Source organism: Knoellia sp. Soil729 (genome assembly GCF_001427985.1).
Taxonomy (GTDB): Bacteria; Actinomycetota; Actinomycetes; order Actinomycetales; family Dermatophilaceae; genus Knoellia.
Map to the genome: position 1 here is coordinate 72,025 of NZ_LMSA01000001.1, position 19,317 is coordinate 91,341.

Genomic DNA, 19,317 nt, shown 5'->3' on the forward strand with positions numbered 1-19,317 from the left:
CCTCCGGTCGGAATGCCGCCGGTCAGCCGACCTGGTGCAGCCAGCGCACGGGAGCGCCGTCACCGGCGTAGCGGAACGGTTCGAGCTCGTTGTCCCAGTCGGTGCCCAGGACCTCCTCGACCATCTCCTCGATCGCCTCGGAGGACCCCTGAGCGAGGAGCAGGATCTCCTTGAGCCGCTCCTCGTTGACCACGGCGTCGCCGCTGGCGGAGGTCGTGGAGTGGTGGATGCCCAGGCTCGGGGTGTGGGACCAGCGCGAGCCGTCGCAGCCCGCGCTGGGGTCCTCGGTGACCTCGTAGCGCAGGCCTTGCCAACCCCGCAGGGTCGAGGCCAGGCGCGCACCGGTGCCCTGCTCGCCGATCCAGGACCACTCACCGCGCATGAGGCCGGGAGCGGCGGGTTGGGAGGTCCAGTCGATGGAGACGCGCGAACCCGTTGCGGACTCGAGCGCCCAGTTGATGTGAGGGCACAGCGCTGCCGGGGCCGAGTGGATGAACACCACTCCCCGGGTCGACACACGTCGCGTCGCGACAGACATCCTGGCCTCCTTCACGTGCAAGGGACGTCTTCCCCAACGCCGTCGCACGTGTCCTGGAGGGCAACAGATCTGTATGCCGGTCAGCTCACTTTGTGGGCACCTCGCTGGGTGCCGTTGTCGTTCACGCTCACACGCCTCAGGAGCCAACTCCAGAACCGTCTGCCTCATCATGCCGCATGGGCACCATCTCCACCATGCAGAACACGCACGTCATGAGCACTGATGTGCCGTCGATGCAGGCTCAGGCTCCTGGAACACGCGCGAGCGCACCCTATAGTCATTTTGAGTCATTTAGCTGATCCGAGTTGCCTAAGTTGACCCCCGCCTTGACCATTGGGCGTGGCCCGTCTGGGTCAACCCCGCCCTGCGTCACACGAGGAGCACCCCGATGGGTACCCGCCCCCTGTCAGCCCGTCCCCTGCTCGCCGCCCTCGCGGCCACCGCTGTCAGCCTCGGCTGCGTCGGCATGGCCGCCGGCCCCGCACAGGCCAAGAAGCCCAAGCCGCCCGCCACGACCACGACCACGGCGGCTCTACCGACCTACCCGACCTCGATCGTGGGCGTGAGCCCGCAGGCGCTGGCCAAGCCCAACGAGTCCGGCCGCACCATCCGCAGCCTGACCATGGACAACGGCAAGTTCTACGTCGGCTACGGCGACTACATCGTCAACGGTGGCCCGACCGCCGTGAGCACCTTCGACCCGGCCACCTCCCAGTTCGCCGACTCCGGTCTGACCGCCCCCACCGAGGAGATCACGACCTTCCGCAAGATCAACGGCAAGCTCTACGCCCCGTGGACGGACCCGACCGGCTCGGCGACCTCGAACCAGGGCTTCTCCACCAACGCCAGCGGCACGTGGACCAACGAGTTCAAGGCTCCCGCCGAGCACGTCTATGACGTGGCCACGCTCAACGGCTCGGACCTGTGGATGGTGGGCTCCGCCAAGAATGTCGAGGGAACCAAGGGCGGCGCCGCTGCCTACCGCTCCACCGACGGTGGTGCGTCCTGGTCGCTCGTGGCCAAGGACACCTCGAGCGTCGAGATGGGTCGCGAGCGCTACTACTGGGCCGCGGCGCTCAACGGGAAGATGTACATGCAGGCGCAGGACGTCCTCGAGGGAGCGCCGCTGCGCGTCTTCAACGGCACGTCCTGGTCGACCGTCTCGGGCGCCAAGCCCTGCAACACGGTGGAGGCTCGCTCGGTCGAGGTCTACAACGGCCGGATCCTCTGCACCAGCTTCGGTGTCGGCATCGTCGCCTTCGACGGGACGAGGTCCACCACCGTCCTTCCCATGACCGACTGGAACGTGCTCGACTTCGACATCCCGGGCGACGGCTACATCTACGCCCTGTCCCGTGGAGGCGTGTACCGCAGCGCCGACGGACTCAGCTGGAAGGGCCTGACCACCGTGCCCGAGTACGCCTGGTCGATCGGCGTGCACAACGGCACGATGTACCTCGGCGAGCGGCTCAACGCCACGATCCGCAAGGTCGACGGGCTGAACACCAACGCGGTGCCTGCCGCGACGGCCCCGGCTCCGACGCCCACCGTGACCACGCAGTGCAAGGGCAAGTCCGGGAAGGGCTGCTGACCCCTGCCACATGCTGAAGGCGGGCAGACCCACACGGGTCTGCCCGCCTTCGTCGTGCCCCGCGGGTGGAGCATGCCCTTCTCGCCGCCACCATGACGCTGTTTCTGGGATCCGCTCAGCCAGCCTCGACGGAAACCCACGGGGCGCTCTTCTGCTTCGCGGATTTCCACCTTTCCCCCGGGGTCGGGTCGATAGGGTCCGTATTGGCGTGGGCCCGCCCTGTGCGTGTGTATACGGGTCCGCGCAGCGAGTGAGGTAGCTGCTGCCTCGCTTCGCGGCGGCGCCCCCTCCCTAGACGGAGACTCCCTGTGTCTCCCGGGAGGGGGCGTCTGTCCGAGCCGTCACGTCCTGCGCGTTACGTGCTGGCCCTGCCGTCGAGGGTCCATGACCCCGGTCGGCTGGTCAAAGGTCACTTTGGGCCATCGCGACTGACTACATTGCGCTCCCCCTGCTAGTGACTGCTGCATCGAGGCGGGCCCAGCCGCATGCCCGGGCTGTCGGTGGGTACATACCTGACGCGGCCCCCGTCTCCTCATCCCCGTAGACGGGGGTCGCGCCACCAGACTCCGAGATGGCCAAGTCGTGTCCGGCAAGGTGGCTGCCGGCCTCGGTCGCTGACCTGCTGGAACATGTGTGGGGCGGCTGGGGCTTGAACCCAGGACCGACGGATTATGAGTCCGCTGCTCTGACCAACTGAGCTACCGCCCCTGAAGCGGAGCCGAGCCTACCTGCGCCGGGCGACCGCCCGGCATACCGAGGCCGTGAACGAGGCACCGACGTTGCGAAACGGTGACTCATCGGGCCAGTCCGACGTCACGGGGGCCACAGGGCGGTAGGTTTCCGTGCATGACTGAGCCCCTCGTCGTCCTCAAGGACGTCAACAAGCACTACGGCGACCTCCATGTCCTCCAGGAGATCAACCTCGAGATCGGCAAGGGTGAGGTGGTCATCGTCATCGGCCCCTCCGGCTCGGGCAAGTCAACGCTGTGCCGGGCGATCAACCGCCTCGAGACCATCGAGTCCGGCACGATCACCATCGACGGCAAAACCCTCCCCGAGGAGGGCAAGGCCCTGGCCGAGCTGCGCGCCGACGTCGGCATGGTCTTCCAGTCCTTCAACCTCTTCGCGCACAAGTCGATCCTCGACAACGTGACGCTCGGACCGATCAAGGTCCGCAAGCAGAACAAGGCCGAGGCCGAGAAGCGCGCCATGGAGCTTCTCGAGCGCGTCGGTGTCGCGCACCAGGCCCAGAAGTTCCCGGCTCAGCTCTCCGGTGGCCAGCAGCAGCGCGTGGCCATCGCCCGCTCCCTCGCGATGGACCCCAAGGTGATGCTCTTCGACGAGCCGACCTCCGCGCTGGACCCCGAGATGATCAACGAGGTCCTCGACGTCATGGTCGAGCTCGCCAAGTCGGGGATGACGATGGTCGTCGTCACCCACGAGATGGGCTTCGCCCGCAAGGCAGCCAACCGGGTCGTCTTCATGGCCGATGGCCAGATCGTCGAGCAGAACACACCCGAGGAGTTCTTCACCCACCCCACGAGCGACCGGGCCAAGGACTTCCTCGGCAAGATCCTCACCCACTGACCCAAGCCCAACAGGAGGAAACACATGAAGGTTCGCCAGCTCAGCGCGGTTCTCGCCGCCTCTGTGCTCACACTTGGTCTCGCCGCCTGCGGTGACAGCGCCAAGGACGGAGCCACTGACTCCGGCAGCACCGGCAGCAGCGGCGGCAAGTCCGTCAAGATCGGCATCAAGTTCGACCAGCCGGGCCTGGGCCTCAAGGTCGGCTCCGACTACAAGGGCTTCGACGTCGACGTCGCCAAGTACGTCGCCAAGGAGCTCGGCGACAGCGACATCACCTGGGTCCAGTCGCCGTCGGCACAGCGCGAGACGCTGCTGTCCACCGGCCAGGTCGACATGATCTTCGCGACATACTCGATCACGGACAAGCGCAAGGAGCAGGTCTCCTTCGCCGGTCCGTACTTCATCGCCGGTCAGGACCTCCTCGTGCGGGCAGACGACTCGAGCATCACCGGCCCGGACTCGCTGACCGGCAAGAAGCTGTGCTCGGTCACCGGCTCCACGTCCGCGCAGAAGGTCAAGGACAAGTACCCCGGCGTGCAGCTGCAGGAGTTCGGCACCTACTCCGAGTGCGTGGCAGCGCTGGTGTCCAAGGGCGTCGACGCCCTGACGACGGACAACACGATCCTCGCCGGCTACGCGTCCCAGGACCAGTACAAGGGCAAGCTCAAGGTCGTCGGCAAGACCTTCTCCGAGGAGCGCTACGGCGTCGGCATCAAGAAGGGCGACACCGCCCTCTGCGAGAAGATCAACACCGCCCTCAAGAAGATGGTGGACTCCGGTGACTGGCAGAAGGCTGTCAACGACAACCTCGGCCCGGCCGGGTTCAAGGTCGACACGAGCGTGAACCCGCCGAAGCCGGACCCCTGCTCCTGACCCGACTGTGAGACGAGGTATGCCGCCCGCTCTCGTGGGCGGGCGGCATACCTCGTCCGACCTGCGTCTCCTCACAACCGAAAGGTCCGTGCATGCGCGAGATCTTGAACAACTACGACGTGCTGGGCGCGTTCTGGGGCACCATCAAGCTCTCGATCCTGGGCACGATCGGTGCGTTGATCCTCGGGACGATCGTGGCCGTGCTCCGACTGTCGCCGGTGCGCGTCTTCCAGTGGATCGGCACGTGGTACGTCAACACGTTCCGCAACACCCCGCTGACGCTGCTCATGCTGTTCAGCATCCTCGGGATGTCCTACATCCTCGGCATCCAGCTCAACACCACCGACATCAGCAGCAACGTCTTCCGGTGGGCCGTGGTGATGCTCTCCGTCTACCACGGTGCGTTCATCTGTGAGGCCCTGCGCTCCGGGGTGAACACGGTGCCGGCCGGTCAGTCGGAGGCTGCGCGAGCCATCGGGCTGACGTTCGGCCAGAGCATGCAGCACGTGCTGCTCCCCCAGGCGTTTCGGGGAGCGGTCGCCCCGATCGGTTCGACCATCATCGCCCTGATCAAGAACAGCACGGTGGCGGCCGTGATCGGCGCCGGGGAAGCAGCAAACCTCATGTCCGTCGTCATCGAGAACGAGGGCAGCGGGTTCAGCGTGTTCCTCACCTTCGCGATCGGCTTCGTCATCCTCACGCTGCCGCTCGGTCTGCTCATCACGCGGATGTCGCGCCGCCTGGCGGTGAAGCGATGAGCGCCCAGGCCACCCTCTTCGACGCCCCCGGCCCGAAGGCCCGGCGCCGTCACGCGATCCTCACCGGTGTAGGTGTCGTGCTGGCACTCCTGGCGCTCTACGTCGTGTTCCGCAAGATGCAGACGGCCAACCAGCTGCAGGGCTTCATGTGGAAGCCGTTCGTGACCGACCGCTCGATCTGGCGGGACTACCTCATCCCGGGCCTGTGGGGCACCATCAAGGCAGCCCTCATCTCCATCGTCTTCGCCGCCATCTTCGGGCTGGTCTTCGGCATCGGCAGGCTGTCCCAGATCGCTGCTGTGCGCTGGGTCAGCAGCGTCGTCGTCGAGTTCTTCCGTTCGGTCCCCGTGCTGATCATGATGATCTTCGCGTTCGGGGTCTACACCCGCAACGGCGTCTTCGCCAACGACCTCAACCCGCTCGCCGCGGTGGTCACGGCCCTGACCCTCTACAACGGTGCCGTCATCGCCGAGCTCGTCCGCGCGGGAGTGTTCGCCCTGCCCAAGGGACAGGGCGAGGCCGGGCTGTCCATCGGGCTCACCCCGGGTCAGGTGCTCCGCTCGATCCAGCTGCCACAGGCCCTCACCGCGATGCTCCCCGCCCTCATCGGGCAGTTCGTCACGGTCCTCAAGGACTCGGCCCTCGGCACGGCCATCACCTACACCGAGCTGCTCACCTGGTCCAAGACCACCGGCTCGGCCTTCGCCAATACCGTGCCGGCCTACATCGTGGCGGCCATCCTGTTCATCACGATGAACTACCTGCTGTCCCTGCTGGCGGTCTACGTCGAGCGTCGCCTGTCCCGTCGGGGACGCACCAAGGTCCTCCACGACGTGGTCCTGCTGGATCCCACGAACACTGGTGCGAGTACCTGACAGCTCGACGACGAAGGGCCCGGATCGTGAGGATCCGGGCCCTTCGTCGGTCGGCTCCCCCGGTTGGACTCGAACCAACAACCTGCCGATTAACAGTCGGCTGCTCTGCCAATTGAGCTACAGGGGAATGCATCCGACCCACACTGCCTCAGTGTCGATCGTGGTGCGTGACGTGCCGCGGGCGGCGCGCTGCGCAACCCTAGCAAAGGGTGGGCCCAGTCACGAAAACGCCCCCGACAGACGCGCCGTCGGCACCCATCTCAGTCGAGCCCGACCTGCTCGCGCAGCCGGTCGAGAGCGAGACGCGTCTGCTCGCGCACGCCCGGGTCGGAGGACCGCACGCCGCGTCCCAGGATCGTCTGGCTCATGAGGGCGCCGGTGGCGAGGTCCCTGCGGACGACGACCCGAGCTCGCCGCTTCGCCCCGAGGTCGACCTCGTCGGAGAGCACCACCGTGGCCTGGACTCGCTCACGCAGGACCTGCGGGAACGTCCCCGGCTCGTGGAGCTCCCACACCGAGGCCGGAGCCCTGTCCACCCACGTCACGGTGAGCCGGGCGGACTCGTCCACCCAGCTCCCCTGGTCGACCATGTGCCACGGACGGTCGAGGACCACGGAACCGTCGCGGACGGCATACACGTGCGTCTTGGTCGCGAGGAGGTATGCCGTGGAGCGGGCGTCCCGTGTGGCGGACAGGACGTCCGTGGCTCGCTCGCCCAACGCAGCCTGTGCCTCCGCCGGGACCTCTGGGCCGCGACGTCCGAGCCGGGGCAGCCTCATGAGGTGAGCCGGTCGCGCAGGCGGGCGCGGTTCATCTCGAGCTCGATGAGTCGTCGGGAGCGGGCACGCAGGGCCTCTTGGTCGGGCTCGGGTGAGTTCTGCAGCCGGCGGATGGCGGCGGTCTCGTCGGCGATCTGGCGGCTGAGGCCGGAGTCGTGGACGCCGATGACGAGCGACTCCAGGTAGCGCTGGGGCGGCAGGCCGGTCGTCGCGTCCACGCGCGTGGGCAGCGGTGCGACGGACAGCTCGGCGAGCAGCCCGCGCACGGCGAGGGGGGCAGCGTCGGTGACCGCCGCCGCCCACCCCGCCGTGGACAGCTGCGAGGCGCGTCCGGCGACGGTCCGCACGCCGTCGAAGATGGCCGCGTGCGCGGGGGCGGTGAAGGCCACCGGTGGGATGGCGTCGATGGTCTCCGTGGTGAAGCGCGTGGGGTACTGCAGGAGGGCCTGGAGCAGCTGGCGCTCGTTGTTGACGACGGGGTCGCGCAGGTTGGGAGGAGGCAGCGCAAAGCCGCCCTCATGGGCGTTGGGCTCCGGGACGTCGTCGGTGGAGGCGGGGACCCGTTCACCCGGCCGCGCGGTACCCGAGCCGGGCCCGGAACCCGAGCCGCCGTCAGCACCCTCGCGAGCCTTGATCCGCCCCGCGCGCTGCACCTCGCTGAGCACCTGCTCCACCTCGAGGCCGAGCATGCCGGCCACGCTGCGCATGTACTCGGGGCGCAGTGAGGAGTCACGGATCGAGTTGATGATCGGCGCCACCGCACGCATCGCCTGCACGCGTCCTTCGGGCGTCTCGAGGTCGAAGCGCTTCATCGTCGTGCGCACCGCGAACTCGAACATCGGGACGGCGTCCTCCACGAGAGCCTTGACCGCCTCGTCACCGCGCGCGAGGCGCAGGTCGCAGGGATCCATGCCGTCCGGAGCCACGGCGACGAACGACTGCGACGCCCAGCGCTGGTCCTCGCCGAAGGCCTTCATCGCGGCCTTCTGTCCGGCCGCGTCGCCGTCGAAGGTGAAGATCACCTTGGCGGGGGCGCCGTCGGCCTCGTCGCGCATGATGCGCCGGAGGATCTTGATGTGGTCGATGCCGAACGCCGTGCCGCAGGTCGCGACGGCGCCGGTCACCCCGGACAGGTGGGCCGCCATGACGTCGGTGTAGCCCTCGACGACCACGGCCTGACGGTCCGCCGCGATGGACTTCTTGGCGACGTCGAGGCCGTAGAGGACGAGCGACTTCTTGTAGATGGGGGTCTCGGAGGTGTTGAGGTACTTCGCGGCGATGCGGTCGTCATCCAGGAGCCGGCGCGCACCGAAGCCGACGGTGTCACCGGTGACGTCACGGATCGGCCAGACGAGCCGCCCACGGAACCGGTCGTAGAGCCCGCGGCTCCCCCGCCCGGAGAGGCCGGCGGTGACCATCTCGTCCTCGCTGAAGCCCTTCTCACGCAGGTGACGCGTGAGGTCCTCGCCACCTCGCGGGGCGAAGCCCATGCCGAACTGCTCGGCGATGACCCGGTTGAACCCGCGGTCCCGGATGAAGTCGCGCGCCGGTCGGGCATCGGGACGGTCCACGAGCGACGCGGCATAGAACTCCTCGGCGACGCGGTGCGCCTCGATGAGCCTCGACCGACGCCCGATGCCGCCCTCGCGCGGCCCCCCACCCTCGTCGTAGCGCAGCTCCATGCCGATCTTGGCGGCGAGCCGCTCGACGGACTCGGAGAAGGTCAGGTGCTCGACCTTCTGCACGAAGGAGATGACGTCGCCCCCCTCGCCGCAGCCGAAGCAGTGGTAGGCCCCCACGGCCGGGCGCACGGTGAACGACGGGGTCTTCTCGTCGTGGAACGGGCACAGGCCCTTGAGCGAGCCGACACCACCGGGCCGCAGCGTCACGTGGTCGCGCACGACGTCCTCGATCGAGGAGCGTTCCTTGACGGACTGGATGTCGTCAGCGTTGATCCGGCCCGCCACGCTCGCTCCTCTCGTCCTCGTCCGCTCTCGACGTGTGAGCGTTCAGTATGCCGCGCCAGCACTTCTCGGGTCCGACCCCGTCCCCAAGGGGTCAGGACCAGAGGCGGTGCAGCTGGAGGGCTCGCACGTCCGTGAGGGAGGCGACCTGGTCGACGACGACGCGCAGGGCCTCGTCGTCATTGGTGGCGGCGTCGTGGTCGGCGCGCAGCTCGGGGTCGAGACGGGTCGGTTCCGCACGGTAGGCCGCGACGAGGTCGGCGATGATCTCGCGCTCCCCCGCCATGAGCTCGACGCGCTCGACGGCATTCATCACGAAGTGCGCCGCAGTGGCCTTGAGGACAGCGCACTCGGCCCGCGTCCCGTCGGGCACGACGAGGTCGGCCTCGTGCCGCACGAGGTCGCCCCAGCCGTGACGCTCACGGGTTGCCGTCTCGACGGCCTGCACGAAGCGTCCGATGAGGCGCGAGGTCATGTCCTTGAGGCCGGCGAGGTCGGCACGCGTGCCTGCGTATGCCGTGGGCAGGGCGCCCGTGGCCACGATGCGTTCCAGCGCCGCACCCAGGTCGTCGCGGGAGAGGTCCGTGGCATAGGACCTCGTCGCGACGTCCAGCACCATGTCGACATCACTGCCGTCGCGCAGCAGGCGCGGGTCGAGGCGGCCGGAGGCGATGGCGTCCTCGACGTCGTGCACCGAGTAGGCGACGTCGTCGGACCAGTCCATGACCTCGGCCTCGAAGGCCCGCTCGCTCGTCGGGACACGCGCACGGAACCACTCGAAAACCGGGAGGTCAGCGGCATACACACCGAACTTGGGTGTGGGAGAAGGTGACTCACCACGGGCCCATGGGTACTTCGTGGTCGCGTCCAGGGACGCGCGCGTGAGGTTCAGGCCGGCCGGACGCCCGTCCGCGTGGAAGCGCTTCGGCTCGAGCCGGGTGAGGATGCGCAGGGTCTGGGCGTTGCCCTCGAAGCCACCGATCTCGGCGGCGATGGCGTTGAGGGCGGTCTCTCCGTTGTGGCCGAACGGCGGGTGGCCGAGGTCGTGGGCCAGGCAGGCCGTGTCGACCACGTCAGCGTCACAGCCCAGGGCCGCTCCGAACTCGCGACCGATCTGGGCGACCTCGAGGCTGTGGGTGAGCCGGTTGCGGATGAAGTCGTCGCTGCCCGGCTGGAGGACCTGAGTCTTGGCCGACAGGCGGCGCAGCGACGCAGAGTGGACGAGTCGCGCGCGGTCGCGGGCGAAGTCGTCACGGTCGGCACGCTTCTGTGCCGGGTCCTCGGCCACCCAGCGTTCGCGATCACCCGCGGTGTACGTCACGGAACCGACCCTACGGGTGCGGGCCGTCGTCGCTCAGGTGCGGGCTGCGACGAGGTGGTCCCAGTCCACGGCGAACCCGGTGCCGGTGCTGGTGTTCCTCGAAGCGTGCAGCTCCGCCAGGTTGGGCTTGGCCGGGTGGCGCCTGCCCAACGGGCCCTTGGCCATCTCAGTGAGCAGCGTCGTCGTCAGGGCGCGGGCGAAGGCCACGCTGTCGGCGGTGATGCCGTGCTCGGCCATGGGTCCGTTGAAGCACCTCGAGAACACCATGCTGCCGGTCGAGACCACGCCAGCCCCCGAGCTGGCCGTGTAGTAGGTGAGGTCCGAATGTGTCGTCCCTCGCCCGCCCGGAGCCGCCACCGGTGAGTGCATGACCACCTGCAGGCTCTCGGGAGTTCCCGGCACGGGATAGGCACGGTCGATCTCGATCCCGACAAGTCCGGGGAACCGGTCACCGGCCTTGGCGCCCGTGCCCTCAAGCAGGAAATGGCTCTCGTCGTGCACGACCATGGAGCCCTGCGCCGGGAATGCCTCGTAGAGCATGCCGGTCAGGGTGTTCTCCGGGTCGGCGTCCGGCCGGCGCCGCCACAGGTCCGTGGTGTCCTCCGCACCCTTCTTCGGATCCTCGGCCGCTGACTTGAAACAGACGACCCGCCGATGGCGACCCAGCTCGCTGTCCTCCATGCGGACCCGCCAGTAGCACGCGTTGGCGCCGAGGAAGGCGAGGTTGCTGCCGGCGTCCCGAGCCTGCTCCATCGCCCGCCTCGTCGGCACGGTCCAGTACTCGTCGTGGCCCAGCGTGACGATGCCACTGGCGCCGAGGACCGAGGCCGGGTCCGCGTGGACGTCGACGGAGGTGGTGTACGCCAGGTCGAGGCCAAGGCTCTCCGCGAGGGCAATCGTCGGCGCCTCCTCACGCATCAGTCGACTTGCCCCGTTGGAGTTGTAGGGCCGGTCGAAGCTCACGCCCCTCGAGCGCGTCCCGAAGGAGCCGTCCGGGCCCTTGTAGAGCGAGTGCCCACCCCACTGGTTGTAGGCCTGCCATGTCGTGACCGCGTTGACGAGGACGAGTCGACCCTTGGGATCGGCAGTACGCACGGTGAGCGGCGTCCAGCAGGACTTGCCGCGGGCGGCGATCTTGAAGACGTAGCTGCCCTCCGGCCAGCCCGTCGTGTCCACCTTCAGCGTCTCTGCCCAGTGCGTCTCGACGACATCGAAGCGGTCCTTGACCGACTTGGGCTGCTTCGACGCCGCGACGGGCTGCGGCGAGCGCCACACCTCGCGTGCCCGCGAACCCGCGTACCACCCCAGGCGGTGCGCCGAGATGGTCACCGCTCCGAGCCCGGAGGACACGCGCAACCCGACACTCTCCCCCGGCAGCACGCTGACGCGGTCGCAGAAGGCGCCGAGCTCCCCGTTGCGAGCCACCTTCTCCAGCCGCCACCTGCGGTCCCCGGGCCGCTCGTTCTCGGTGCGCACCCAGGCGGGGTCCCTCGTGGGCGTCACCTGGGGCTGCGCAGTGCCGGGCCCCGCCGAGGACGGGGCCGACGGCGACCGGTCCTGCGCGATCGAGCAACCGCCGAGAAGGGGGATCGCACCCAGCACCATGCGGCGGGAGACCTTGGGTTCACGGGGAGCAGAAGTCACGGCGAAGACCCTAACGGCAGGCGGCCCGCAGGGGCTGACCACCCGACTCGTCGCTGCCCAGTGGGGCTGTCAGTCGTCTCGGTGCGCGGCCGCCTCCGCCGCCGCTGCGGCAGCCCGCGCCACCCACCCGGGTTGCTTGCCGTAGCGCTGGCTCGGGATGAGCCGGCCGTGGGCGCTGTCGTCGATGAGCTGGAGGAGGCGCTTCTCGCGTGTCTCCTCGCGCTTTGCGGTCACCACCCAGTTCTCGGCGACCTTGCGGTAGGACGGCGAGGCGACCTCCCAGAACGCGGCCACCGCCGGGTCGGCGAGGAGCTGCGCGCGCTGCACCTCGCCGAGCTCCCGCCCGGCCTCGTAGGCATAGATCCCGCTGCGCTCGGGCCTGCGCCGCTCGTAGGCCGCGATGCCCGCCGGCTGCATCCTGCCCTCGGCCAGGAGCCGCTCGACGTGGGCGATGTTGACCGCGCTCCAGATGCTCGAGGACTTGCGCGGCGTCCACCGCTGGCGACGGGTGTCCTCGTCGATGCGCTGGGAGACGCTGTCGATCCAGCCGAAGCACAGGGCTTCGGGAACCGCGTCATCCCACGTGAGACCGCGGTCGGCCACGTGCTTCTTCTCCAGGCCCATCCACAGCTCGGTGGCGGTGTCGGAGTTCGCCTCGAGCCACGCCCGGAACTGCGCGGCATCGCGGAAGAAGATCGCGGGACGCTCAACCGAGCCACCCGGCATACCGATCTGGGTCATGCCGGCAGTCTGTCAGCCACCTGAGACAGAGAGCTCCGCCTGCGCGATCTGGGCGCGCTGGGCCTCGTTGAGCTCACGGGAGCTGAGCCAGTTCTCGGGCAGCGCCACGACGCGGGGCGAGCCTGCCCGGCCGCGCTGGCCCTCTGCCGGGTCGCCGGGCCAGGGCGCTTGCAGGTCCATCGTGCCGATGAGGTCGTCGAGCGCCTGAAGGCTGTCGACGAGGGCGAGCTGGTTGCGGACCGTGGAGCCGGCCGGGAAGCCCTTGAGGTACCAGGCGATGTGCTTGCGGATGTCGCGGCAGGCGCGCAGCTCGTCCCCGTCATAGAAGTCGACGAGGTATGCCGTGTGCCGACGCAGCGTGTCCGTCACCTCTCGCAGCCCGGGCTGGACCCGCGACGTCGTGCCGGCGAACGCGGCCGCGAGGTCGGTGAAGAGCCACGGACGCCCGAGGCAGCCCCGGCCGACGACGACCCCGTCGCAACCGGTCCGGCGCACCATCTCCAGCGCGTCCTCCGCGGACCAGATGTCGCCGTTGCCCAGGACGGGGACGGTGGTGACCGCCTCCTTGAGGCGCGCGATGGCCGACCAGTCGGCCTGGCCGGAGTAGGCCTGTGAGGCGGTCCGCCCGTGCAGCGCGACGGCTGCTGCGCCCTCGCCCTCGGCGATGCGCCCGGCATCGAGGTAGGTGGTGTGCTCGGCGTCGATGCCGATGCGCATCTTGACCGTGACCGGGACGTTGTAGGGGTGGGCCTCGCGCACGACCGCGCTGACGATCCCGCGGAAGAGCTCGGTCTTCCACGGCAGAGCCGCTCCCCCGCCCTTGCGGGTCACCTTGGGCACGGGGCAGCCGAAGTTGAGGTCGATGTGGTCGGCCCGGTCCTCGGTGACGAGCATGCGCGCGGCGAGACCCGCCGTGACCGGGTCGACGGAGTACAGCTGCACCGACCGGGGGTGCTCCTCGGGCCCGTGGCTGATGAGGCGCATCGTCTCGGGGGTGCGCTCGACGAGGGCGCGGGACGTCACCATCTCGTTGACGTAGAGGCTCGACGCACCGTTCGCGCCACCGGCCTGCGACCCGGCGGAGCCGTACTCGCGGCACAGGCGACGGAAGGCCCGGTTGGTGATGCCAGCCATCGGGGCCAGCACGACCGGCGACTCGATGGTGTGACGCCCGATCTGCAGGGGTGGCAGGACCGGCGTGGCGGTGGCCCGTGACTCGATGACTTCAGCACTCATGACGCCCCAGTCTCTCACTGGTTGACTGGGGTGCATGTCCACGCTCATGACTCCTGCCGAGCTCGCCGCAGCCATCGAGGCGGGCACCGTGCGCGTGCTGGACGTCCAGTACACGCTCGGCGGCGACGGACCAGCCCTGTATGCCGCGGCGCACCTCGCCGGCGCACCGCACCTCGACCTCGACGCGGTTCTGGCGGGCCCGCCCGGGGCCGGCGGCCGGCACCCGCTGCCCGAGCCGCACGTGCTCGAGGAGGGTCTGCGGGCGGTCGGCGTGCGGGAGGGCGAGACCGTCGTCGTCTATGACCAGCAGACGTCCTTGGCCGCGGCCCGTGCCTGGTGGGTGCTGCGGTGGGCCGGGTTGTCCGACGTGCGAGTCCTCGACGGTGGGCTCGCCGCATGGCAGTCCGCGGGCCTTGAGGTGACGACAGAGGTGCCGACGCCCGCGACCGGGGACGTGACCGTGCGCCCGGGTTCGGTGCCGGTCCTCGACGCCGAGGGAGCGGCGCGGGTCGCGCGCGACGGCATACTCCTCGACTCCCGTGCGGGGGAGCGCTTCCGGGGCGAGACCGAACCGATCGACACCGTGGCGGGCCACATTCCGGGAGCGCGCAACGCCCCCATGGCCGAGCAGCTCCAGGGTGACGGACGGTTCCGTCCGGTGCGCGAGCTGCGCGACTACTTCGCGGGGCTGGGAGCAGGGAGCTCAGTCGAGATGGGCACCTCGTGCGGATCGGGCGTCACCGCCGCCCACACGGCGCTTGCCCTGCACCTGGTCGGCTTCGAGGCAACGCCCTACGTCGGCTCCTGGAGCCACTGGATCACCGACCCGGAGCGCCCGGTCGAGACCGGGTCAGGGCGCGAGGGCAACCGTCAGCCCGGCTCTGCCCACGGGTGAGCCCTCTGGTGGGTCGGGCAGGGACGACACCCGGGACAGAACGCCCGTCTGCACGTTCCAGGCGAGAAGCTGGCTGCCGTCCCACCGGAGGAGGACCTGGTCGTCGAAGGCCCAGCCGAGCACCTCGCAGCATCCCAGCGACTCCCCCTCCCCTCCGGGCGCGACGAGCATCCGCGGTGAACCCGGCTGCGCGACATCGATGGTGAACACGCCCTGCAGAGGCGAGCCACCCCGGTCACGGGCGACCTGCTGGGTGGCCACGTCGTCGAGGAGCACTCCGGTGGCCACCCGGCCGGTGCTGTTGGAGATGCTGGAGCCCCACAGTCCGGAGAGGACCTGGGGACCGCTGGAGGACCCGACGTTGGAGCCCTTGTCGTCGAAGTCGAGGATGCGCATCGCGGTGCCGGCCTGCGCCTGGATGAGGCGACGCCCCGGGTAGGAGCCGGCCGCCACCGGATGCACCGCGCCCGTCGCCGGGGTGACGCGCCAGACCTTCTTCTGGGACCACACGATGAGGTCGGCCCCACCCGGTGTCCAGCCGCCGCCCTCGAGGTAGTTGTCGCCGACCGGGATGGTCGTGAGCTCCCCCGTGAAGGCGTCGAGCACGAGGACCTTGCCTCGCTGGAGGAACATCACCTGCCGTCGGTCGTCGGCGACCGCGGTGACCTCGAGGGGTTCGCTGCTGTTGCCGTCCACATCGAGGTTGGCCGCGAGCGGGATCGTGTCGACGAGGACGAACGGGCCGTCCGTGATGGTGGGGCGCACGAGCACCGGGAAGAAGCCGTCAGGCGCGCGCCGCAGCAGGACGGCTCTCACGGGTGCGCTGTCACCGCCGACGTCGCTGAGCCGTGGCATGGCGACGTCCGGCGAGAAGTCGAGAACCCTGGGCAGGGCGAGCTGGTTGCGCGTGAGGTCGTCGATCTCGGGCAGGCGCCACACCTGTGGCCGCTGCGGTCCCACCTGTGTGCGCACGTCGCCCACGTCGAAGCTCCGGGGATTCCAGTCCGGGTCGGTCGAGCTCGAGCTGGGGCGGCTCGGCCCCGGCGTGGCCCGGTCCTGCGAGGCCTGCGACGGGAACAGGGAGAACGCGCCGGCCACCAGCACCGCCGCTGCGAGGACACCGGCTCCCGCGCGCCGGCGGTGACGACGACGCGACCGCCCACCGGCCTTGGCCGCCTCGACGAAGTCGATCTCGCTCACGGGTTCGGCCAGGTCCCGGAGCAACCCGTCGAGGCCGTCACCCATGCGCGACTGGCTGCGCACAGCGCCGAGCGAGAGCCCGAGGACCTCAGCGGTCTCGTGCTCGCTGCGGTGCTCATAGTGGAGCAGGACGGTGACCGCGCGCTGCTTGGGAGTGAGCCTGTCGAGGGCCTGCACGTCATGAGGACCGCTGGGCCGCACCGACATCGCACGTCGATAGAGGGTCGAGCGCACGTCGGTGTCCGGGGAGTCGTCCTTGACCCGTCGCCAGTGCAGCGCCAGGACCTCGAACCCGTCCAGGGTCACCCCGGCGGCAGCGCGCTCGTTGCCGCAGACGAGGCGGGCGGCACGCAGCAGCTGGTGCTGGCGGGCGCGCACGAACTCGGCGAAGTCGTCCTCGATCTCGCCGTTCCGTCTCTCCGGGAACCGCCTCACTCCCCCAGTCTCGGCCCCCGACGCAACTTCGTGCTCCTTCTGGACAGGACGAGCCCAGCGAGGCGGGTCCCAGAAGGGCACGAAGTCGGTGGTTCGGCGGGAGGTCGGTCAGGCGTTCAGTCGGTGACGCGACGGAGCAGGTCGGCGAAGTCGGGCACCTCGTCGAAGCGGTCGGTGAACCCCGCCTCGCGCTGCTCGTCGTTGGCCGGCAGGAAGCCCGAGTGGTTGGACCCGGCACCCGCAGTGGCACCAAGCATCGTCCGCACCAGCTCGGCCGCGGCCCGGTCCACGCGGCGGTCCAGGCCCGTGGTGCCGAAGTCGTCGGTGGCCGCCATGACGCCGGTGGGGACGACCGACGCGTGCAGGTAGCTGAAGAGCGGACGCATGGCGTGCTCGAGCATGAGCGAGTGCCGGGCGGACCCACCCGTCGCACCAATGAGCACCGGCTTGCCGTCGAGCGCGTTGGTGTCGAGGTTGTCGAAGAAGCTCTTGAACAGTCCGCTGTAGGACCCCGAGAACACCGGTGACACGGCGATGAGCGCATCGGCACCGAGCACCTTCTCGATCGCCGCGGTGAGCTCACCGCTGGGGAAGCGGGTGAGCATCTGGTCGGCGATGAGCCGCGCCAGGGGACGCAGCTCGACGACCTCGGCGGTCATGTCCTCACCATGGGCGCTGACGTGGCGCTCGACCGCTTGGAGAAGGCTGTCGGTGAGCATGCGCGTCGAGCTGGGCTCGGACAGGCCGGCGCTCACGGCGACGATGCGCCGGGTCATGTCAGACCTCCACTGGGGTTCCGTCGAGAGCCCGGAGGCGCTCGGCGTGGCGGGGTGCCGTGGCCGGCACGTGAGCGGGGCGGCGTGCGTCCGCGATCTTGCGGAGCTCGGGGACGACCTCGCCACCGAGGATCTCGATCTGCTCGAGGACGGTCTTGAGGGGCAGCCCGGCGTGGTCGATGAGGAACAGCTGACGCTGGTAGTTCCCGACGTGGTCAGCCATCGTGGCGTAGCGCTCGATGACCTGCTGCGGCGACCCGACGGTCAGCGGTGTCTCACGCGCGAACTCCTCGAGCGAGGGCCCGTGGCCATAGACCGGCGCGTTGTCGAAGTAGGGGCGGAACTCACGCACGGCGTCCTGGCTGTTGGCCCGCATGAACACCTGGCCACCCAGGCCGACGATCGCCTGGTCGTGCTTGCCATGACCGTGGTGCTGGTAGCGGCGGCGATAGAGGTTGACCATCTGCTTGGTGTGCGACAGCGGCCAGAAGATGTTGTTGTGGAAGAACCCGTCGCCGTAGAAGGCGGCCTGCTCGGCGATCTCGGGGCTGCGGATCGAGCCGTGCCACACGAACGGCGCGATGCCGTCGAGCGGGCGCGGCGAGGACGTGAAGCCCTGGAGCGGGGTGCGGAACTTGCCCTGCCAGGTGACGTTCTCCTCGCGCCAGAGGCGGTGCAGGAGCGCGTAGTTCTCGATCGCGAGGTTGAGCCCCTCACGGATGTCCTTGCCGAACCACGGGTAGACGGGGCCGGTGTTGCCGCGGCCCATCATGAGGTCCATGCGCCCGTCCGACAGGTGCTGCAGGTAGGCGTAGTCCTCGGCGATGCGCACGGGGTCGTTCGTCGTGATGAGGGTGGTCGACGTCGAGAGCAGCAGGCGCTCGGTCTGGGCGGCGATGTGCGCGAGGAGCACCGTCGGGTTCGCGGGCGCGGCGAACGGCGGGTTGTGGTGCTCACCGGTCGCGAACACGTCGAGGCCGACCTCTTCGGCCTTCTTGGCGATGGCGACGGTGTCCTTGATGCGCTCGTGCTCGGTGGGCTCGCGTCCCGTGGTCGGGTCGACGGTGACGTCCCCGATGGTGAAGATGCCGAACTCCATCTCAGTTCCTCCATGCCAAGGTAGTTGAATGTTCATCTATCCAAACACGGGTATGGGGCCGGACATTCCCGGGGTCCCTCGCCCCCCCATCGGTCGGGGTTTGCGTGACGAGTCGCGACCGTTGGGCGCGGCGACTCGTCACCCGAGGCCCGAACGGTGCGTGCGCGCAGCGTCGAGACGCTTCTGGGCCGCCACGACCGCCTTGCGGGCCGTGCGCGCCGCATCCTCGGCCTCCTCCAGCCTCCCTTGGGCGACCTTCATCTCGGCCTCCGCGGCAGTGACCTCGGCCTCGGCCGCACGACGGGCCCTCGCCGCCGCCTTGGCCGCCTTGGCGGCAGCCACGGCCGCTGCGAGCTCCTCCTCGGTCAGCTCGTCCTCGTCATCCTCCTCCTCGTCCTCCTCGTCAGACTCGCGCTCCGACGCAGCCTCGACGTCGGCATCGGGTTTGCCACCCCTGAGCACCGACATGATCGAGCCAGAGCTCGTGATCCCGACCGCCCCGGACAGGTCGACCTCGCCGAACCCGCTGTAGCTCAGCGCCCGGGTCAGCTGCCCGCTCGCGAGGGCATGCGACGCGCTCTCGTCGGCGAGCGCCGCGATCGCGGAGGCCCGCACCTCGTCCCGCCCACTCCCGCTCAGGGCGGCACCTGCCGTCGTGGCGACCTGCGCGACGTGTTCGACGTATGCCGCCAGGGTCGCGTCGCGCTCGCCCCTCACCGAGGTGAGCACGCTCGCGTCCAGGCGCGCCTGGGCCGCTCTCATCCGGGCGCCGAGCCCGACCAGGTCGCGGATCACGCCCGGGTCCGCGCGCGAGGCGAGGTTCATGGCCCAGGCCGTGACCGTGGGCTTGCGCAGCGCGAGGATCTCCTTGGCCGCTGCGGCGTCGCCGTCGGCCTTCGCCGAGGCAGCCAACACCTTGCGGGAAGCGACGAACTCGGCCAGCGGGACGGCATACAGCTGCGCCGCGGCAGCGGCGACGACGTGGTCGGTGTCGCTCACCGCAGA

Annotated in this window: 17 protein-coding genes and 2 tRNA genes; 6 read left to right on the top strand and 13 right to left on the bottom strand. The window is 69.5% G+C overall.

Translation table 11 applies throughout. The annotated features are described in order from the left end of the window. Window positions 1–22: 22 nt before the first annotated feature. A complete protein-coding gene (locus ASG74_RS00340; protein ID WP_056137800.1) occupies window positions 23–538 on the bottom strand; it encodes a DUF3145 domain-containing protein in 516 nt (171 codons plus the stop codon). Window positions 539–926: 388 nt separating this feature from the next. Here ASG74_RS00340 and ASG74_RS00345 point away from each other — a divergent pair, with 388 nt between their 5' ends. Beyond that, window positions 927–2,129: a WD40/YVTN/BNR-like repeat-containing protein gene (locus ASG74_RS00345; protein WP_056137802.1), complete on the top strand. Its 1,203-nt coding sequence runs from the start codon at window positions 927–929 to the stop codon at window positions 2,127–2,129. A gap of 634 nt (window positions 2,130–2,763) precedes the next feature. Here the strand turns inward: ASG74_RS00345 and ASG74_RS00350 are convergent. After that, a tRNA-Ile gene (locus tag ASG74_RS00350) sits at window positions 2,764–2,837 on the bottom strand. A gap of 138 nt (window positions 2,838–2,975) precedes the next feature. Between ASG74_RS00350 and ASG74_RS00355 the strand changes: the two genes are divergently transcribed. The 4 genes from ASG74_RS00355 (at window position 2,976) to ASG74_RS00370 (ending at window position 6,222) form a co-directional block, all read left to right on the top strand. Beyond that, complete coding sequence (locus ASG74_RS00355; protein ID WP_056137805.1) at window positions 2,976–3,716, top strand: amino acid ABC transporter ATP-binding protein; 741 nt, start codon at window positions 2,976–2,978, stop codon at window positions 3,714–3,716. A gap of 24 nt (window positions 3,717–3,740) precedes the next feature. Next, window positions 3,741–4,589, top strand: coding sequence for a glutamate ABC transporter substrate-binding protein (locus ASG74_RS00360; RefSeq protein ID WP_056137806.1), 849 nt, complete (start codon window positions 3,741–3,743; stop codon window positions 4,587–4,589). A gap of 92 nt (window positions 4,590–4,681) precedes the next feature. Next, on the top strand, window positions 4,682–5,347 hold the full coding sequence (locus ASG74_RS00365; RefSeq protein WP_056137808.1) for an amino acid ABC transporter permease: 666 nt from the start codon (window positions 4,682–4,684) through the stop codon (window positions 5,345–5,347). After that, window positions 5,344–6,222 carry an amino acid ABC transporter permease gene (locus ASG74_RS00370; protein WP_056137810.1) on the top strand — a complete coding sequence of 293 codons (879 nt, stop codon included), beginning with the start codon at window positions 5,344–5,346 and terminating at the stop codon, window positions 6,220–6,222. Before ASG74_RS00365 ends, ASG74_RS00370 begins: the two co-directional genes overlap by 4 nt. A gap of 54 nt (window positions 6,223–6,276) precedes the next feature. Here the strand turns inward: ASG74_RS00370 and ASG74_RS00375 are convergent. The 7 genes from ASG74_RS00375 to dusB form a co-directional block, all read right to left on the bottom strand. Then, window positions 6,277–6,349: transfer RNA gene (locus ASG74_RS00375), tRNA-Asn, on the bottom strand. Window positions 6,350–6,482: 133 nt separating this feature from the next. Further along, window positions 6,483–7,001: a hypothetical protein gene (locus tag ASG74_RS00380; RefSeq protein ID WP_156465227.1), complete on the bottom strand. Its 519-nt coding sequence runs from the start codon at window positions 6,999–7,001 to the stop codon at window positions 6,483–6,485. Beyond that, complete coding sequence (gene dnaG, locus ASG74_RS00385; RefSeq protein ID WP_056137814.1) at window positions 6,998–8,968, bottom strand: DNA primase; 1,971 nt, start codon at window positions 8,966–8,968, stop codon at window positions 6,998–7,000. The genes ASG74_RS00380 and dnaG overlap by 4 nt, the downstream gene beginning before the upstream one ends. Before the next feature lie 91 nt (window positions 8,969–9,059). Continuing rightward, complete coding sequence (locus tag ASG74_RS00390) at window positions 9,060–10,286, bottom strand: deoxyguanosinetriphosphate triphosphohydrolase (RefSeq protein WP_056137816.1); 1,227 nt, start codon at window positions 10,284–10,286, stop codon at window positions 9,060–9,062. Between the two features lie 33 nt (window positions 10,287–10,319). Further along, window positions 10,320–11,930, bottom strand: a complete 1,611-nt coding sequence (locus ASG74_RS00395) for a N,N-dimethylformamidase beta subunit family domain-containing protein (RefSeq protein ID WP_156465228.1) — start codon at window positions 11,928–11,930, stop codon at window positions 10,320–10,322. A gap of 69 nt (window positions 11,931–11,999) precedes the next feature. Then, window positions 12,000–12,671, bottom strand: coding sequence for a YdeI/OmpD-associated family protein (locus tag ASG74_RS00400; RefSeq protein WP_082569432.1), 672 nt, complete (start codon window positions 12,669–12,671; stop codon window positions 12,000–12,002). A 12-nt stretch (window positions 12,672–12,683) separates the two neighbouring features. Continuing rightward, entirely contained in the window at window positions 12,684–13,907 is a 1,224-nt protein-coding gene (dusB, locus tag ASG74_RS00405; protein WP_056137820.1) for a tRNA dihydrouridine synthase DusB, read from the bottom strand. A 34-nt stretch (window positions 13,908–13,941) separates the two neighbouring features. Between dusB and ASG74_RS00410 the strand changes: the two genes are divergently transcribed. Further along, window positions 13,942–14,802 carry a sulfurtransferase gene (locus ASG74_RS00410; RefSeq protein ID WP_056137822.1) on the top strand — a complete coding sequence of 287 codons (861 nt, stop codon included), beginning with the start codon at window positions 13,942–13,944 and terminating at the stop codon, window positions 14,800–14,802. Here ASG74_RS00410 and ASG74_RS00415 read toward each other — a convergent pair. From ASG74_RS00415 to ASG74_RS00430, 4 genes are all read right to left on the bottom strand, one after another. Beyond that, window positions 14,758–16,437, bottom strand: coding sequence for a sigma factor-like helix-turn-helix DNA-binding protein (locus ASG74_RS00415; protein ID WP_056137825.1), 1,680 nt, complete (start codon window positions 16,435–16,437; stop codon window positions 14,758–14,760). The genes ASG74_RS00410 and ASG74_RS00415 overlap by 45 nt on opposite strands. Window positions 16,438–16,553: 116 nt before the next feature. Further along, entirely contained in the window at window positions 16,554–17,213 is a 660-nt protein-coding gene (locus ASG74_RS00420) for an FMN reductase (protein ID WP_056137827.1), read from the bottom strand. 1 nt (window position 17,214) lies between these two features. Next, window positions 17,215–18,312: an LLM class flavin-dependent oxidoreductase gene (locus ASG74_RS00425; protein WP_056137829.1), complete on the bottom strand. Its 1,098-nt coding sequence runs from the start codon at window positions 18,310–18,312 to the stop codon at window positions 17,215–17,217. Window positions 18,313–18,450: 138 nt separating this feature from the next. Then, entirely contained in the window at window positions 18,451–19,311 is an 861-nt protein-coding gene (locus ASG74_RS00430; RefSeq protein WP_056137831.1) for a hypothetical protein, read from the bottom strand. Window positions 19,312–19,317: the final 6 nt, after the last annotated feature.

Coding starts and splice junctions, on each gene's coding strand:
- ASG74_RS00340 (WP_056137800.1), bottom strand. CDS start 538: ATGTCTGTCGCGACGCGACGTGTGTCGACCCGGGGAGTGGTGTTCATC.
- ASG74_RS00345 (WP_056137802.1), top strand. CDS start 927: ATGGGTACCCGCCCCCTGTCAGCCCGTCCCCTGCTCGCCGCCCTCGCG.
- ASG74_RS00355 (WP_056137805.1), top strand. CDS start 2,976: ATGACTGAGCCCCTCGTCGTCCTCAAGGACGTCAACAAGCACTACGGC.
- ASG74_RS00360 (WP_056137806.1), top strand. CDS start 3,741: ATGAAGGTTCGCCAGCTCAGCGCGGTTCTCGCCGCCTCTGTGCTCACA.
- ASG74_RS00365 (WP_056137808.1), top strand. CDS start 4,682: ATGCGCGAGATCTTGAACAACTACGACGTGCTGGGCGCGTTCTGGGGC.
- ASG74_RS00370 (WP_056137810.1), top strand. CDS start 5,344: ATGAGCGCCCAGGCCACCCTCTTCGACGCCCCCGGCCCGAAGGCCCGG.
- ASG74_RS00380 (WP_156465227.1), bottom strand. CDS start 7,001: ATGAGGCTGCCCCGGCTCGGACGTCGCGGCCCAGAGGTCCCGGCGGAG.
- ASG74_RS00400 (WP_082569432.1), bottom strand. CDS start 12,671: ATGACCCAGATCGGTATGCCGGGTGGCTCGGTTGAGCGTCCCGCGATC.
- dusB (WP_056137820.1), bottom strand. CDS start 13,907: ATGAGTGCTGAAGTCATCGAGTCACGGGCCACCGCCACGCCGGTCCTG.
- ASG74_RS00410 (WP_056137822.1), top strand. CDS start 13,942: ATGTCCACGCTCATGACTCCTGCCGAGCTCGCCGCAGCCATCGAGGCG.
- ASG74_RS00420 (WP_056137827.1), bottom strand. CDS start 17,213: ATGACCCGGCGCATCGTCGCCGTGAGCGCCGGCCTGTCCGAGCCCAGC.
- ASG74_RS00425 (WP_056137829.1), bottom strand. CDS start 18,312: ATGGAGTTCGGCATCTTCACCATCGGGGACGTCACCGTCGACCCGACC.